The organism is Bradyrhizobium sp. CCBAU 11430, from assembly GCF_028128855.1.
GTDB classification, from domain to species: domain Bacteria; phylum Pseudomonadota; class Alphaproteobacteria; order Rhizobiales; family Xanthobacteraceae; genus Bradyrhizobium; species Bradyrhizobium ottawaense.
Genome location: NZ_LBJV01000064.1, coordinates 146,516 through 161,601, shown reverse-complemented (window position 1 = coordinate 161,601; position 15,086 = coordinate 146,516). Strand labels below are relative to the sequence as shown.

The 15,086-nt window shown below is 65.6% G+C and carries 14 protein-coding genes; 6 read left to right on the top strand and 8 right to left on the bottom strand.

The features are described from left to right. Positions 1-83: 83 nt before the first annotated feature. The gene (locus XI04_RS23950; RefSeq protein WP_028139529.1) at positions 84-404 is read left to right on the top strand and encodes a hypothetical protein; all 321 of its coding nucleotides are present in this window, start codon (positions 84-86) and stop codon (positions 402-404) included. Between the two features lie 119 nt (positions 405-523). After that, positions 524-2,017: an NAD-dependent succinate-semialdehyde dehydrogenase gene (locus tag XI04_RS23945; protein ID WP_028139530.1), complete on the top strand. Its 1,494-nt coding sequence runs from the start codon at positions 524-526 to the stop codon at positions 2,015-2,017. 51 nt (positions 2,018-2,068) lie between these two features. On the opposite strand, the gene XI04_RS23940 is transcribed toward XI04_RS23945, so the two are convergent. From XI04_RS23940 to XI04_RS23930, 3 genes are all read right to left on the bottom strand, one after another. Then, entirely contained in the window at positions 2,069-2,344 is a 276-nt protein-coding gene (locus XI04_RS23940; protein ID WP_080670069.1) for a hypothetical protein, read from the bottom strand. A gap of 257 nt (positions 2,345-2,601) precedes the next feature. Continuing rightward, positions 2,602-3,516 (bottom strand): phosphoribosylaminoimidazolesuccinocarboxamide synthase, encoded by a 915-nt coding sequence (locus tag XI04_RS23935; protein WP_028139531.1) that lies wholly within the window; start codon positions 3,514-3,516, stop codon positions 2,602-2,604. Between the two features lie 77 nt (positions 3,517-3,593). Further along, positions 3,594-4,511 carry a pirin family protein gene (locus XI04_RS23930; protein ID WP_271610265.1) on the bottom strand — a complete coding sequence of 306 codons (918 nt, stop codon included), beginning with the start codon at positions 4,509-4,511 and terminating at the stop codon, positions 3,594-3,596. Positions 4,512-4,834: 323 nt separating this feature from the next. Here XI04_RS23930 and XI04_RS23925 point away from each other — a divergent pair, with 323 nt between their 5' ends. Together XI04_RS23925 and XI04_RS23920 are read left to right on the top strand one after the other, a co-directional pair. After that, complete coding sequence (locus XI04_RS23925; RefSeq protein ID WP_028139533.1) at positions 4,835-5,896, top strand: helix-turn-helix domain-containing protein; 1,062 nt, start codon at positions 4,835-4,837, stop codon at positions 5,894-5,896. Between the two features lie 146 nt (positions 5,897-6,042). Further along, positions 6,043-7,470: a serine hydrolase domain-containing protein gene (locus XI04_RS23920; RefSeq protein WP_212428959.1), complete on the top strand. Its 1,428-nt coding sequence runs from the start codon at positions 6,043-6,045 to the stop codon at positions 7,468-7,470. A gap of 7 nt (positions 7,471-7,477) precedes the next feature. Here XI04_RS23920 and XI04_RS23915 read toward each other — a convergent pair whose 3' ends face one another. Beyond that, positions 7,478-8,845, bottom strand: a complete 1,368-nt coding sequence (locus XI04_RS23915; protein ID WP_028139535.1) for an MmgE/PrpD family protein — start codon at positions 8,843-8,845, stop codon at positions 7,478-7,480. A 118-nt stretch (positions 8,846-8,963) separates the two neighbouring features. Here XI04_RS23915 and XI04_RS23910 point away from each other — a divergent pair, with 118 nt between their 5' ends. Then, entirely contained in the window at positions 8,964-10,079 is a 1,116-nt protein-coding gene (locus XI04_RS23910; protein WP_028139536.1) for an FUSC family protein, read from the top strand. A 306-nt stretch (positions 10,080-10,385) separates the two neighbouring features. After that, positions 10,386-10,880 (top strand): septal ring lytic transglycosylase RlpA family protein, encoded by a 495-nt coding sequence (locus XI04_RS23905; RefSeq protein WP_018319450.1) that lies wholly within the window; start codon positions 10,386-10,388, stop codon positions 10,878-10,880. Between the two features lie 36 nt (positions 10,881-10,916). Here the strand turns inward: XI04_RS23905 and XI04_RS23900 are convergent, their stop codons facing one another. From XI04_RS23900 to XI04_RS23885, 4 genes are all read right to left on the bottom strand, one after another. Further along, positions 10,917-11,405 carry a DUF2867 domain-containing protein gene (locus XI04_RS23900; protein ID WP_028139538.1) on the bottom strand — a complete coding sequence of 163 codons (489 nt, stop codon included), beginning with the start codon at positions 11,403-11,405 and terminating at the stop codon, positions 10,917-10,919. Then, positions 11,402-12,796, bottom strand: coding sequence for an MATE family efflux transporter (locus tag XI04_RS23895; RefSeq protein WP_271610266.1), 1,395 nt, complete (start codon positions 12,794-12,796; stop codon positions 11,402-11,404). Before XI04_RS23895 ends, XI04_RS23900 begins: the two co-directional genes overlap by 4 nt. Positions 12,797-13,034: 238 nt before the next feature. After that, a complete protein-coding gene (gene murA / locus XI04_RS23890) occupies positions 13,035-14,330 on the bottom strand; it encodes a UDP-N-acetylglucosamine 1-carboxyvinyltransferase (protein ID WP_028139540.1) in 1,296 nt (431 codons plus the stop codon). 140 nt (positions 14,331-14,470) lie between these two features. Then, positions 14,471-14,938 carry a hypothetical protein gene (locus XI04_RS23885; protein ID WP_271610267.1) on the bottom strand — a complete coding sequence of 156 codons (468 nt, stop codon included), beginning with the start codon at positions 14,936-14,938 and terminating at the stop codon, positions 14,471-14,473. Between the last annotated feature and the right edge of the window lie 148 nt (positions 14,939-15,086).

Below are 15,086 nucleotides of genomic sequence, written 5' to 3'. Positions count from 1 at the left end.
TTCAGCACTCGGCCAATCGGCGGCCGACGTTAAGACTTGATGCAAATTGGGCGGTCGCCAAGCGGCCGCGAGGGGGACCTCAGATGATTTCGACCTGGAGCGAATGGAAGCGCTATCCCCGTCCCGGACGGGGCGAGAACCTGGAGGCGCCGATTTCGCCAGGGATCTATGAGGTGCGCATCGCCGGGACCGGCGCGCTCTATTCCTTCGGTGCAGTCGACAATTTGGCGCAGGCGCTGGCGCTGCTGCGGGTGGGCTCCAAGAACTGGTTCGGCCGCCGCAACCCGTCCGACGTTCCCGATCTCGAATACCGTACCTGCGCAACCTCGTCGAAGGCCGACGCCAAGGCCGCGGCCGAACGTATGATCGGCCGCCGCGAGACCTATATGAGCGGCGCGGCCTAAGGCCGCTGCCGGTTTAGCTCCCATCAGATGTGCGTTGTGGGACGGTGCATTGCGCGCTGCTTGTCCCTATATTCCGGCCGATCCGATCGCCCCGAAATGATCGTTCGAGGAGTAACGCCATGACCCCGCCCGCTGCCGCACGCGCCACGCAAGCCACCGCCACCCTGCGCGACCGGTTGAAAGACCCCTCGCTCCTGAAGGAGGCCTGCTACATCGATGGTGCCTGGGTCGGCACGCCGGTCTTTGCCGTCAACAATCCCGCGACCGGCGTCGAGCTTGCAAAAGTGCCGCAGCTCGGTGCGGACGAGACGACCAAGGCGGTCGAGGCCGCTCAGCGTGCGTTTCCGGCCTGGGCCAAGCACACCGCCAAGCAGCGTTCCAACATCCTGCGCAAATGGTTCGAGCTGATCATCGCCAACCGCGAGGATCTCGCGCTGATCCTGACCTCCGAGCAGGGCAAGCCGCTTTCGGAGGCGCTCGGCGAGGTCGATATCGGTGCGGCCTATATCGAGTTCTTCGCGGAGGAAGCTCGCCGCGTCTACGGCGAGACCATTCCGACGCAGCGGCCCGATGCGCGGCTGCTGGCGATCAAGCAGCCGATCGGTGTCTGCGGCGCGATCACGCCGTGGAATTTCCCGAACTCCATGATTACCCGCAAGGTGTCCCCGGCGCTCGCCGCCGGCTGTACCGTGGTGCTCAAGCCCGCCAATGAAACGCCGCTGTCGGCGCTGGCGCTGGCCGTGCTCGCAGAGAAGGCCGGCATCCCCAAGGGCGTGCTCAACATCATCACCGGTGATGCGCCGCCGATCGGCAAGGTGCTGTGCGAGCATCCGGCGGTGCGCTTCGTCGGCTTTACCGGCTCGACGGCGGTCGGCAAGATCCTCTACCAGCAGGCCTCCGTCGGCGTGAAGCGACTTGGTCTTGAGCTCGGCGGCAACGCGCCCTTCGTCGTGTTCGACGACGCCGATATCGACGCCGCGGTCGAAGGCGCCATCGTCTCGAAATATCGCAACATGGGCCAGACCTGCGTCTGTGCCAACCGGCTCTACGCCCAGGACAAGATCTACGACGAGTTCGTGCAGAAGCTGTCGAAGAAGGTCGCCGCGATGAAGATCGGCGACGGCACCGAGAGCGGCGTCACGCAGGGGCCGCTGATCAACCTTAAGGCCGTCGACAAGGTCGAACGGCACATCGCGGATGCGGTGAAGCGCGGCGCCAAGGTCGTCACCGGTGGCAAGCGCAGCGAGCTCGGGCGCTCGTTCTTCGAGCCGACCGTGCTGGCCGACGTCAAGCCGGACTCGCTGGTGTCGCAGGAAGAAACCTTCGGGCCGCTCGCGCCGGTGATCCGCTTCAAGGACGAAGCCGATGTGATCGCGATGTGCAACGCCTCGCCGTTCGGCTTGGCGTCGTATTTCTACTCCCGCGATCTCGGCCGCGTCTGGCGCGTGGCCGAAGCGCTGGAGTCCGGCATGGTCGGCGTCAACACCGGCCTCATCACCACCGAAGTCGCGCCGTTCGGCGGCGTCAAGGAAAGCGGCCTCGGCCGTGAAGGCTCGCGTCACGGCATGGAAGAATATGTCGAGATCAAATACGTGATGATGGCGGGGGTCTGACCGGCAATCGAGGGGCCCGCGCCGGCGATTGGAATCGCCGGCGCGAATGCATCAGCGGCAGACGTAGGCGCCGTTCACATAGACGCGGACGCATGCTGCGCCGGCAGCTGCCGCACCCACAGCCGCTCCCCCTACGACCGCGCGTCGCGTGGTTCGACGTGCGACGCCGGCAACGCTCGCGGGAGTTGCCGGCCGACCGACCCTGGCTTCGGCGCTTGAAACGCCGAACACGGTGCCGGCGTCGTTTGACCATTGGGTCGAGCCAAAAATTCCGCAGCCCAGAACGGCTGCAAAAAGTAGCGTTCGCCTGATGCCGACCAGCCTCATGGCAACCTCCCTCGTTGTTGTATCAAGCCGAGGTGATCAGCTTCCTTTTATCGTTGGCTCCCGGTTTGATCTGGATCAATGGAGTCGAGATCGCAGCCCAGATGGAGCCAAAGCGCCGCCCTAATGACGAGCTCCACTCAAATCCGAGTTTCTCTGCTCGTCGGACGGTTCCGGATCTGCGCTACGCTTGTCCGGGACGACAGCGAAGTGTGAATGACGGCCGCCGTAGGAGGCAGGGCGTGCGGCAGCAACCGCGCCTAGATCTTCAGCTCCGTCCCCGTCACGCGACGATACGCTTCGAGATACCGCTTGCTGGTCGCGTCCACCACGCTTGCCGGCAGCGGCGGTGGCGGGGCGTCGCCGTTCCAGCGGCCGGCACGGCGCTCGACGTCGAGATAGTCGCGCAAGGGCTGCTTGTCGAAGCTCGCCTGCGGCTGGCCGGGCTTGTAGGCATCGACCGCCCAGAAGCGCGAGGAATCCGGCGTCATCACCTCGTCGATCAGGATGATGCGGCCGTCCTTGTCCTGGCCGAACTCGAACTTGGTGTCGGCGATGATGATGCCCTGCTCGCGCGCCAGCTCCTCGCCGAGCGTGTAGATCGCACGCGTCATGCTTTCCAGCGTGTAGGCGACCTCGTCGCCGACGACCTCGCGCATCTTCGCAATCGTGATGTTCTCGTCATGGCCGGTCTCGGCCTTGGTCGCCGGGCTGAAGATCGAAGGCTCGAGCTTCTCGCTCTCGACGAGGCCGGCCTTCAGCTTCTCGCCCGCGAGCGTGCCGCTGGCGGCGTACTCCTTCCAGGCCGAGCCCGAGATATAGCCGCGGATCACGCACTCGATCGGGAATACGGTGGTGCGCTTGCACAGCATGGCGCGGCCAAGGATCTCGGCGCGGTGCGGTTTCAGCGCCGGCACGGCCGCGATGATCTCGTCGGTATCGGCGCTGATCATGTGATGCGGCACCACGCCTTCCAGCTTGCCGAACCAGAACGCGCTGATTTGCGTCAGCACCGCGCCCTTCATCGGGATGGTCTCGCCCATCACCACGTCGAAGGCGCTGATGCGGTCGGTGGTGACGAGCAGCAGGCGCTCGTCGTCGACGGCGTAGATATCGCGCACCTTGCCGCGTCCGATCTTGGTCAGGGGCAGGTCGCTGGAGAGCATGGTGGTCATCGCAAAGCTTTCGCAGACTTGGCTTTCAGGCGGGACATCCGGCCGCACTGGACAGCGCGGCCGGCAACTGGATTAGCCTATTCCGGCAGCGGAATGAACTCATGTTCCTGCGGAACTGCTGCGAAACGGCCGGTTTTCCAGTCCTGCTTGGCCTGCTCGATCCGCTCCTTGCTGGAGGAGACGAAATTCCACCAGATGTGGCGGGGCCCCTCCAGCGCATCGCCGCCGAGAAACATCATCCGCGTGGCCTTGAGCGCCTTCACGGTGATGCGGTCGCCGGGCCGGAAGATCAGCAGCCGCGGCCCCTCATAGCGCTCGTTCGCGATCTCGACCTCGCCGTCGACGACATAGATCGCGCGCTCCTCGTGATCGGGATCGAGCGGCACGCTGGCGCCCGCAACGGCCGTGACCTCGGTGTAGAACCAGGGTGACACCATCGACACCGGCGAGGCGATGCCGAATGACGAGCCCGCGATCACCCGTGCGGTGAAGTCGCGCTCGGAGATCATCGGCAAATCGCCGGCGCCATAGTGCTGGAACGACGGCGCGATCTCCTCCGATCCGGCCGGCAGCGCGATCCAGCTTTGCAGGCCCAGCATCTTCTGGCCCGCGGCGCGCTGCGCATCCGGCGTGCGCTCGGAATGGGCGATGCCGCGGCCGGCCGTCATCAGGTTCATCGCGCCGGGCGCGATCTCTTGGACGTTGCCCTCGCTGTCGCGATGCATGATCGAGCCGTCGAAGAGATAGGTGACGGTGGCAAGCCCGATATGCGGATGCGGCCGCACGTCCATGCCCTTGCCGGAGACGAACTGCACCGGGCCGAAATGGTCGAAGAAGATGAAGGGCCCGACCATCTGCCGCTTGCCATGCGGCAGCGCGCGCCGCACCGCGAAGCCGTCGCCGAGGTCGCGGGTGCGCGGCACGATGACGAGGTCGAGCGCATCGCAGGACATGGGATCGCCGAGCACGGGATCGTTGGAGGGTTGCCAGCTCATGAGTAGGCTCCTTTTGGCTTTCTTGGTCGCGACGGTAGCAGAATTCCGCATCGCCGTCGCGACAAAGGCGGGCCCGACGCCACAGGTGTGATAGCGCCGTACTCCGCGGTCGGCGATGACAGGCCGTAGGGTGGGCAAAGGAGCAAAGCGCCGTGCCCACCGGCTTTCTCCGATCGAGACGAAGTGGTGGGCACGCTTCGCTTTGCTCACCCTACGATCCGTGAAGCCGGGCGATGACGGTTGTGAACGCGGATGGTCCTTGAAAAAACGGACGCAACGAACGATGTTCGTCCGACTTCAACTGCGACCGATCGCATCACCTGATGAGCCTTGCCGCCATCGACCTCGCCTTTCGCGCCGCCAGCGTCGCTCTGCTACTGATGCTGGTGGCGTCGCTGCTACACGACTTTCGCAACGTGCTGGCAGCCCGCCTCGGTGCCGCCTTCGCGCTCAGCTCGGCCGCGCATGCGGTGAGCTATTCGGTGGATGTCACGTCGCGGGTCCCGCTCTGGCATGCACCGCTGATCGCGTTGTCGACTGGCACCATCGTAGTGTTCTGGCTGTTCACGCGCTCCCTGTTCGACGACGAGTTTCACCTCCGCTGGTGGCACGGATGGGTCTGGGCGCTGGTGACGGCCTTCAGCTTCGCAGGCTGCGTCTGGATTGCGCCCAGCGGCCATGTGCGCTTCTCGGTGACGGTGGTCAATCTGATCGTGCTCGGTTTCATCGCCCTTGCGGTCGGGCAGATGATCGCCTCCTGGCCGGCTGACCTGGTCGAGCGCCGCCGCAGCGCTCGTGTCTTCGTCGTCTGTGCAACCGCGCTCTATGGCGGGCTGAACGCGGTGCTCCAGATCGCCGTCGTCGGCCACCACGTCGGCGATGTCGCCGAAACCGTCAATGCCGGCGCGCTCGCCTGCACCGTCGCGGCGATCGTCTATGCCATGATGCGCATCGATGGGGCGGATCTGTTTCCGGCCGCGGTGGCGCCCGCCCCGCCGGTTGTTTTCAGTCAGCCTGCGGCCGATGAATCCGCCGATCAAAAACTGATCGACGCCCTGATGCGACTGATGGCGGGCGAGCGGATCTATCGTCAGGAGAATATCACCATCGGCGTGCTGGCGGGCCGGCTGAAAATTCCGGAATACCGGCTGCGCCGGCTGATCAACCAGCGGCTCGGTTATCGCAACTTCAATGTGTTCCTGAACAATCACCGGATCGAGGAGGCCAAGGCTGCGCTCGCCGATGCCACCCAGGCCGAAGTTCCCGTCATCACCATCGCGATGGACGCCGGCTTCCAGTCGCTGGGTCCGTTCAACCGCGCCTTCAAGGCCGTGACTGGGGTGACGCCGACGGAATATCGGCGGCTGAAGGTGAATGCGGCCTAGATTTTCAGACCTTTGAAATCACGTGAGAATTCCGAAATCGACTAGCCTCGATCACTTTCGACGAGGTCGTTTTCCAAATCCGGCGAGCGCGTATCGCCTGCATCCGGCCTGCTCTCCCGCACTCGTCCCAAAGCCGGAGAAAGCCCGTGACTCGCCGCCGCAAGATCATTCTCCTCACCACCACCATCGCCTGTGCCGGCCTCGCGCTCGGCGCCGCACGCGCCCGCGACGTGCCGAAGGTTGCGACCGGCTTCATCGCCCACACGCTCTGCTCGGAGACCTTCGTCTCCGGCCTCGATCTCATGCGCGACCTCGCCGAGACCACCGACGCGATGCCGGGCGCGGGTCTGCTCACCTGGGCGATGGATCTTCGGGTCGATCGCACGCGCAAGGATGTCACGGTGTCCCTGTTCGGAATCGGCCGCAGCCATGCCGTCTATCGCGAGGGACTTGGTTGCACGCTCGAGCACGGGCAGGGGATCGCCGATGTCGCGTTGCCGCCTGACGACCAGCAGCCCGCGCTGCTCCCCGAGATCGCCGGCCCGGGGATCGTGCCGCCGCAGAGCGAGGGCCTGGCAGCTGCGCTCGACCGCGCCTTTGCCGAGCCCACGCAGCCGCCTTATCGCCGCACCCGCGCGATCGTTGTCATGAAGGCCGGCCGCATCATCGCCGAGCGCTATGCCGACGGCATCGGGCCGGACACGCAACTGCTTGGTTTCTCCATGACGAAGTCAGTGATGTCAGCGCTGACAGGCATTCTGGTGCGCCAGGGCAAGTTGAAGCTCGGCGGCCCCGCGCCCATCGCCGCCTGGCAAGATCTGGATGATCCGCGTCATCCCATCACCGTCGATCAATTGCTGCGTCACACCGCGGGCATTGCGCTCGGAAGCTCGCTGGAGGCCTCGCTCGGCTCCGCGCTGGAACCGGTCAACACCATGAAATACGCCGAAGACGATATGGCCAGCTTTGCCGAGCGCGCGCCGCTTGCAACCGCGCCGGGCACGGCGTGGAATTATCACGACGGCAACTTCCTCATCCTCGCGCATCTGCTGCGAGATGCCGCCGGCGGCAAGCCCGCCGATGCGCTCCGCTTCGCGCGCCGCGAATTGTTCGCGCCACTCGGCATGGTCAACGTTACGCTTCAGCTCGACGCTTCAGGTACAGTCGAGGGCTCCGGCGCAATGCTGGCCTCCGCGCGCGACTGGGCGCGCTTCGGCCAGCTCTATCTCAATGACGGCATAGCCGGCGGCAAGCGTATCCTGCCCGAGGGCTGGGTGAATTACTCCGCGTCAGCCACGCCGCATGCCTGGGTCGGCATCGGCGCCGGCTTCTGGACCAACCAGGGCGACAGCATTGGTGCAAAGTTTCGCATCACACACGGCTGGCCGCGCGATGCCTTCTTCGCCAAGGGCACGATCGGGCAGTACGCGATCATGATCCCGTCGGAGAAGTTGGTGATCGTGCGGCTCGGTCGCTCGCCGAACGGGCCGCTGGGGGCGGATGGCGTGTTCGATCTCGTGGGTGATGTGATTGCGGCAACCCGCGAGAAGGGGAAGCTGGCGGGGACGAACTAGGCGGCTGTTATCGCCCCAGCTCCGTCGCCTTGGCCACACGGTCGAAACGCTCCAGCGTCATGATCGCATCAGCGAATTTTTCCGCGCGCGCGTTGAGCACGGGGCGCGCGAGCGTCAGGAATTTCTGCTGCATCGCCTGCGCGTCGGGGAACGAATTCGGCTCGCCGGACGGATCCGCATAGAGCCGCTCATGCACGCCATCGTCCGTCGTGATGCTGACGCGGGCGCCGAACGGATGGGTGCGGCCGATCTCGAGCCGGTCGTCCTGCACCACGTCGAACTTGTCGGCGAGCGCGTCGATGGCGGCGTCGCCAAGGCGGCCATAATCGTCCCAGCCGAACGAGCCCTGGTCGAGCGCGAGTGCGCCGGTGAAGAACATCGAGAACTGGCCGCCGACGATCGAGGTCGGATGACGCTTGGTGGCGGCATCGCCGGTCAGTGTGATGCCGTTGCGATGCAGGCCGATCTCGACGCGCTTGACCTGGTCGGGCGTCAGATTGTGCTCGCGACGCATCGCGATCAGCGCGTCGATCGCGGCATGGGTGTAGCGGCAGCTCGGATACGGTTTGACGCCGATCTTCATGGTCTCGTAGGTCTTGCCGAGCTCGGCGACCGCCTTGTCCGGATGCGCATCGTCGGTGTAGCCGGCGAGCAGGCCGTGCTTGCCCTCGACCGATTCGGTCGCGCCGACGAAATCGTTGCGCGCCAGCGTCGCGGCGATCACGCCATTCATCGCGGCGGCGCCGACCTGGTAGCGCTTGTTCCAGGCGCCGTTGACCAGGAATTGCAGCGAGCCGGCGGCCTGGCTGCCGGAGACACCGAAGGCGGCGATGAGCTGCTGCTCGGAGAGGCCGAACAGTTTTCCGGCCGCCGCGGCCGCACCATAGGTGCCGGCAGTCGCGGTCGGGTGGAAGCCGCGCGCATAATGCGAGGTCGGATCGAGCGCGTTGCCGAGCCGGCAGCAGACCTCATAACCCGCGACGATCGCGGTCAGCACGTCGCGGCCCGAAGCGCCGACCATCTCGCCGATGGCGAAGGCAGCCGGAACGACCGGCGCGCTCGGATGCAGCGAGGAATCGGCGTGGGTGTCGTCGAAATCGAGGGAATGGCCGAGCGCGCCGTTGAGCAGCGCCGCGATCGCGGGCGTCCAGGTCTTGGAGTCGCCGAACACGGTGGATTCGCCCTTGGTGTCGAGCGCCAGCGCCTCCAGCATTTTCAGCATCGACGGGGTCGATTCCGCCTCGCGCCTGGCCCGGATCGCGCTGCCGAGGAAGTCCAGCGTCAGCACCTTGGCGCGATCCAGCACCTCGGCCGGAATATCTTGGTATTCCAGGTTGAAGACGTAGGCGGCGAGCGTTGCGGTTTCGTGGGCCATCGTGTTTCCTCGTTTTGGCGCGCAAGTTAGGCGGGCTGATTTGGCCTTTCAAGCGGCCTTGGGGCCGCGGGCATCAGCCATGCTTTTGCTTGGCCTGAGAAGATTGGGACGTCTGACCATGGCATTCGCAGGACAGGTGTGGGAGCGGATCAGGTCGCGGCGGACGCAACTGGGATTGGCGATCAGGGTCACGGTCGCCGCGACCGCGGCCTATGCGCTCGCCACCGCGCTGCATCTGCTATTGCCGCTCTGGGCGGTGCTGACCTCACTGATCGTGACCCAGATGAGCGTCGGCCGCTCGCTGAAGGCGACGCGCGACTACATGCTCGGCACCATCGGCGGTGCCATCTATGGCGGCGCCATCGCGATCCTGATTCCTTATTCCAGCGAAGCGGGCCTGCTGGGTCTCCTGGTGCTGTCGGTCGCGCCGCTCGCCTTCATCGCCGCGATCAATCCGAGCCTCAGCGCCGCCACCGTGACCGCCGTGATCGTGCTCCTGGTTCCGACCATGCATCATTCCGATCCCATGACGTCGGCGATCGACCGTGTCAGCGAGGTCGCGGTCGGCGCCATCACGGGATTGCTGGTCTCGTTCCTGGTGCTGCCCTCGCGCGCGGTACGGCAGATCCGTGCCAGCGCCGCGATCCTGCTCGAGCTGATCGCCGATGCCTTCACCGAGCTGCTCGCGGGCCTCACCCGCGGCCGCGACAACGACGCGCTGCACCGGATCCAGGACGGGATCGGCACCGCGATGGTTGGTCTCAATGCCATCGGCACTGAAGCCGAGCGCGAGCGCGCGGCGCGGCTGTCGAGCGGTCCGGACACCGGGCCGCTGCTGCGAACGGTCCTGCGATTGCGTCATGACGTCGTGATGATTGGCCGCGCCACCGTGGTGCCGTTGCCGATCGAGGTGCAGACGCGGCTCGCAGCACCCCTGACGGAAGTCTCGACCGTGATCGCGCGCTTCCTGCGGTCGGCCGCAGCGGCCTTGCGCGAAGGAGCCGGCGCGCCGCCGATCCATCCGGTCCACGTCGCGCTTCAGCACTACGCCGAAGCGGTTGCCGCCGTGCGCCACGACGGCCTGATCCGCGGCCATGCCAGCGACACTGCCGAGCGCTTCTTCGCACTCGGTTTCTCACTTGAGCAGATGCATCAGAATCTGTGCGACCTCGACCGCGTCGTCGGCGAATGGTCGGAGGTCTCGGACGACAGGACCGCGCGCGTTGCGGAGTGAGTTCGGCGTGTCCTCGTAAACGTCGGCTTTCGACAGCAATGCGCACGTCGCGCGGCTTGGCTGATCGGCTGCCTGAGACGCTGCACGCGCCAGGTTCCATCGGGTCATGCTGCTGACGCAATCTCTGTCTTAGTCAGTGTGAAGCTAAAACACTACGTGAGGACCACTCCGGTTCCCACGACGGTTCCGTAGCCAGGGGTTGGCTCGAATCCGCAAAACGATTGGCGCAAGTTCATGAACGCTTCTGCGTTCGCTTGACCACGTTTGCGGTTCTGGAACCGGCCAATCTAAAAAATCACAGGACTCATGATGCTATTCCGCTCGAGCGCCGCAATTTGCGGCGCCCTGGTTGCGCTCGCCTTCTCTGTTGCCGTTGCTCGAAGTGAAACACGTGGGGATCACTCAAGTGACGTCGTCGATGCCGCCTCCGGCGATGCGATCGTTGGCGCGGCGTCCACGTACAATCCGTTCAAGCCCGGCAAGGAGGAGGGCGGTCCGAAGACAGCCACCGGCGAGCGTTATGATCCCTCTGCCTGGACGGCTGCCATCAAGACGAGCTTGCGTCGCAAATTCGGCGGGGTTCAATTTGGCGCGAGGCCGAAATATGCCCTCGTCGAAGCCGTGGGCAAGAAGGTCATCGTCAAGATAAATGACGTGGGGCCACTGAGACCTGGCCGCATCATTGACCTCAATGAGCGGACGATGCGCCATTTCGATCCAAGCATGGACCTCGGGGTCATTCCCGATGTGAGAGTGAGTCCGCTTGCAGGGGACAATTGGACCCCGGGGCCGGTGGGCTGAACGCGGGCGGTGTTCGTCAATGTCGGCCCGGACGGTTCATCGCGCCGGCTCCATGATCCCTGTCATCATGCTGCGAACCACGAGCTTGTGGAAGGGCATGATGAGCGTGAGGTAGGTCCGGCCAAGCAGATTGTGTGTCCGCACCAGCGTGGTCGATGTGACCTGTCGGCCCGCGGCGTCGCCGGCTACGTCGACGACGATGCGGAAGTCGAGATGATAATCGTCGAAACCCGCGACCAGCCGCTCCGGCGTTTCGTCGACCACCGGAAAGAGGCCGATCAATCCGTGCGGCGCCGGTGCGCCTTCGCCCGACGTCTTCAGCCCGAACGGCGTCACAAGAATGTTGCGCAGGCGCAGCAGCACGTCGATCCAGCGCGGCCCGTGCAGCACCATCCGGGTGCAGGCCTCGCGGGCATTCACCGTCGCTGCGCCGATCTCGACGCGAAACGCGTCGACGAATTGCGCGCCTGCCAGCAGCGTGTTGGCATCGACCTCAGGCGTGACTTCGCGGACGGCTCCGTTCATCCCGCCAGTCTGCGCGTCAGCATCCGGAAGCGCAAGATCAAGAGCCCGGCATAGACGAATGTCCCGAGCGAAAATCCGACCCAGACACCGACCGCGCCGAGCCCCGCGTTGAAGGCCAGCACCCAGGCGATGGGAAAGGCGATGCCCCAATAGCCGATTGCCGCGAACAGCAGTGTCATTCTCGTATCGTTGATGCCGCGTAGCGCGCCACCCATGATGGTCTGCAGACCATCGGCGATGAAGAAGGTGGCGCCGACCAGCAGCAGCGTCGCGGTCAGCTCGATGGTGGCCGCGCTCGCCTCACCGCTGCCGAAGAACAGCCGGCCCAACTGGTAGCGGCCGAGGATGATGGCGATCGTCAGGGCGGAGACCAACGCCATGCCGAGCAAGGCGGCGACGAGCCCGGCGCGCTTCACCGCCGCCGGCTCGCCGCGGCCGAAGGCGTGGCCGACCCGCACGGTGGCCGCCATCCCGATGCCGAGCGGCACCATGAACAGCACGGCGGTGATCTGCAGCGCGATCTGATGCGCGGCAATCGCGGCGGTCGAGATCAACCCCATCAGCAGCGCTGCCGAGGAGAACAGGCCATATTCCAGCAGCAGCGAAAACGAGATCGGTGCGCCGATCGCGATCAGCTGACGCATCAGCGGCCAATCGATCCGCCACAGGCGGGCAAGCGGGCGGTAGTCCGAAAACGGCTTGCGCAGCCCTGCGATCGCGAGCACGGCGACGAACGTGCCGAGGTTGACGATCGTGGTCGCAAGTCCGGCGCCGAACAGGCCGAGCTCCGGCAGGCCGAACAGGCCGTGGATCAGCGCATAGACCAGCGCGGCATTGACCGGGATCGCCGCGAGCGTGATCCAGAGCGGCGGCTGCGGCCGGTTCACCGCGCTCATCATGCTGCGCAACGCGATGAAGCCGAGCGCCGGCGCGATGCCCCAGGCCAGGCCGTTGAGATAGCGCTGGGCCAGCGCGGCCGACTGCGGCGCCTGTCCGAGCGCGAGCAGGATCCGCTCGCCATAGAGCGGCGAGGCCATCATCGGCAGCGAGATCAGCAGCGCGATCCACAGGCCGACGCGCAAGGAGCGGCGGATTAGCCTGACATCTCCGGCGCCAAACGCCTGCGCCGCCAGCGGCGACACCGCAGCCATCAATCCGAGCCCGAAGGTGAAGCTAACGAAATAGACGGTGTGCGCCAGCGCCGCCGCGGCCACCGCATTCTCGCCAAGCCGCCCGATCAGCGCGAGATCGGTCGTGATCATCGCGATCTGCCCGAGCTGCGTCAGCATCATCGGCACGGCCAGCCGCAGCGTCTCGACGAACTCTTCGGCGAGATGGTTCTGCGGCACGCCGGCTTGCGGCTGCGAATGATGTTGGACGGTGTCGAGCATGGCGGCTCATTAGCACGGCCGCGCGACGAAAACATGGCCCGTGAGAGCGAGAGGTGAGGTGCTCTCTATCCGTTAGCTCGGTCTCGTAGGGTGGGCAAAGGCGCGCCAGCGCCGTGCCCACCACCTTTCCAATATTGCAACAGAGGGCGTGGGCACGCTTCCGCCTTCGCTCTACGAGCTACGGCGGACAAGTCGCTTTGCCCACCCTACGATACTGTGGTCGGGACGAGGGCGAACCTCAGCCCTTCCGTTCCGGCACGCGCTTGATCTTTGCGCCCAGCGCGTTCAGCCGTTCCTCGATGCGCTCGTAGCCGCGCTCGATTTGGTCGGCGTTGTTGATGGTGGAGGTGCCCTGGGCGCACACGGCGGCCAGCAGCATCGCCATGCCGGCGCGGATGTCGGGTGAGGTCATGGTCGCGCCGTGCAGGCGGCTGGGCCCTGCGATGATGGCGCGGTGCGGGTCGCACAGCACGATGCGCGCGCCCATCGCGATCAGCTTGTCGACGAAGAACATCCTGGATTCGAACATCTTCTCGAACATCAGGATCACGCCCTCGCATTGCGTGGCGGTGACGATCGCGATCGACATCAGGTCGGCCGGAAAGGCCGGCCAGGGCTGGTCCTCCAGCTTCGGCACGTGGCCGCCGAAATCGTCCTGGATCTTCAGTGTCTGGTTCGACGGCACGATCAGGTCGTCGCCCTCGACCCGGCAGACGATGCCGAGCCGCTCGAAACCCATGCGGATCGAGCGCAGATGCTCGACGCCGGCGCGCGTGATGCGAAGCGGCGAGCGCGTCACGGCGGCAAGCCCGATCAGCGAGCCCACCTCGATATGGTCGGGCTGGATCCGATAGGTCGCTTCTCCCAGCGTTGCCGGCCCATGAATGATCATGGTGTTGGTGCCGATGCCCTCGATCTTCGCGCCAAGCGCGACCAAGAAGTTGGCGAGGTCCTGCACATGGGGCTCGGAGGCCGCGTTGCGCAAGTGGGTGACGCCGTCGGCGGCGACCGCCGCCACCAGCGCGTTCTCCGTCGCGGTGACGCTCGGCTCGTCCAGGAACACGTCCGCGCCGGCAAGCTTGGGTGCGCGGAATTCGAGCCGGTCGGTCGCGGTGACCTTGGCGCCCAACTGCTCCAGCGCCAGCACATGGGTGTCCAGGCGGCGGCGGCCGATGACGTCGCCGCCGGGTGGCGGCAGCATCACCTCGCCGCAGCGCGCGAGCAGGGGGCCGGCGAGCAGGATCGAGGCGCGGATGCGCACGCAGAGCTCAGGGTCGAGATCGGCAGCGCGGATGCTCTTGGCATGGATGTGAAGCGTGTTGCGCCCGGTCCATTCCGCCGCCGCGCCGACCGAGCGGATCAGTTCGACCAGCGTCTCGGTGTCGCGGATCCGCGGCACGTTCTCCAGCGTCACCGGATGCTCGGTGAGCAGGGCGGCGGCGATGATCGGCAGCGCTGAATTCTTGTTGCCGGATGGCTCGATCGAGCCCGAGAGCCGGTGACCGCCCTCGACGATATATTGGATGGGCGCCACGTCGGTTTTCTCCGTCCTGTTGCGTTGGGGCGGGCTGCTTCGGGAGCGGAAACTACCGAGAATTGAGCAGGGTAGCAATTCTGCACTTGTCGCGGCGGAAGGCCGCGCGTTGGCCTGAATGGGCCCGCCGTATCCGGCGTTTAGAACAAGCCGATGATATTGGCCACCACATAAAGGATGACGATCAGCATCAGCACGCCCATCGCCAGGAAGGAGATTTCGACGGCAATGGCGCCGGCCCCAAGTGCGGCCGCGACGCCTGCCAGGAGCCTCTCTTCGCGAAACACGAGGGCGAGGACCGAGAGCAGGATGGCAAGCAGACCGAGTGAGATCGCCGCGATCGAGGACGCCTCCCTCAATTGGCTCCCGGTCGACTTCTCCCGCGGCGGGGCCTGGTACTCGACGCCCTTGACGCGCGCGATCAGGCGATCCTTCAGGCGATGGCCGGTGTCGACAATCACCTTGTCCGCCGGCGGTGGCGGGTAAATCGCAGGTATGACCCAATGCGGCAATACGGCCGCGACCAGCGCCAGCACGCCGATGATGCTGCCGATCACCCCGAGGCGGCGGGAGGGGAGGGCGGAACTGGTTGTTGCAGAGGCGGTCATGGCACGACACTTCCCGGCCGGAACCGGCCAACGGGATCATGCCACTTCGTCGCGACGGCGGGTGGTGAGGTTCAGGGTGCTGGGATTAGTCTAGCCGTCATGCCCGGGCTTGTCCGGGGCATCCACGTTCTTTGGCGGGGTAAGACGT

Bases quoted from the DNA above. Each gene is read 5' to 3' on its own strand.
- XI04_RS23925 (WP_028139533.1), top strand. From the start codon at position 4,835: ATGAGCCTTGCCGCCATCGACCTCGCCTTTCGCGCCGCCAGCGTCGCT.
- XI04_RS23945 (WP_028139530.1), top strand. From the start codon at position 524: ATGACCCCGCCCGCTGCCGCACGCGCCACGCAAGCCACCGCCACCCTG.
- XI04_RS23910 (WP_028139536.1), top strand. From the start codon at position 8,964: ATGGCATTCGCAGGACAGGTGTGGGAGCGGATCAGGTCGCGGCGGACG.
- XI04_RS23930 (WP_271610265.1), bottom strand. From the start codon at position 4,511: ATGAGCTGGCAACCCTCCAACGATCCCGTGCTCGGCGATCCCATGTCC.
- XI04_RS23900 (WP_028139538.1), bottom strand. From the start codon at position 11,405: ATGAACGGAGCCGTCCGCGAAGTCACGCCTGAGGTCGATGCCAACACG.
- XI04_RS23895 (WP_271610266.1), bottom strand. From the start codon at position 12,796: ATGCTCGACACCGTCCAACATCATTCGCAGCCGCAAGCCGGCGTGCCG.
- XI04_RS23885 (WP_271610267.1), bottom strand. From the start codon at position 14,938: ATGACCGCCTCTGCAACAACCAGTTCCGCCCTCCCCTCCCGCCGCCTC.
- XI04_RS23950 (WP_028139529.1), top strand. From the start codon at position 84: ATGATTTCGACCTGGAGCGAATGGAAGCGCTATCCCCGTCCCGGACGG.
- XI04_RS23935 (WP_028139531.1), bottom strand. From the start codon at position 3,516: ATGACCACCATGCTCTCCAGCGACCTGCCCCTGACCAAGATCGGACGC.
- XI04_RS23940 (WP_080670069.1), bottom strand. From the start codon at position 2,344: ATGAGGCTGGTCGGCATCAGGCGAACGCTACTTTTTGCAGCCGTTCTG.
- XI04_RS23915 (WP_028139535.1), bottom strand. From the start codon at position 8,845: ATGGCCCACGAAACCGCAACGCTCGCCGCCTACGTCTTCAACCTGGAA.
- XI04_RS23905 (WP_018319450.1), top strand. From the start codon at position 10,386: ATGATGCTATTCCGCTCGAGCGCCGCAATTTGCGGCGCCCTGGTTGCG.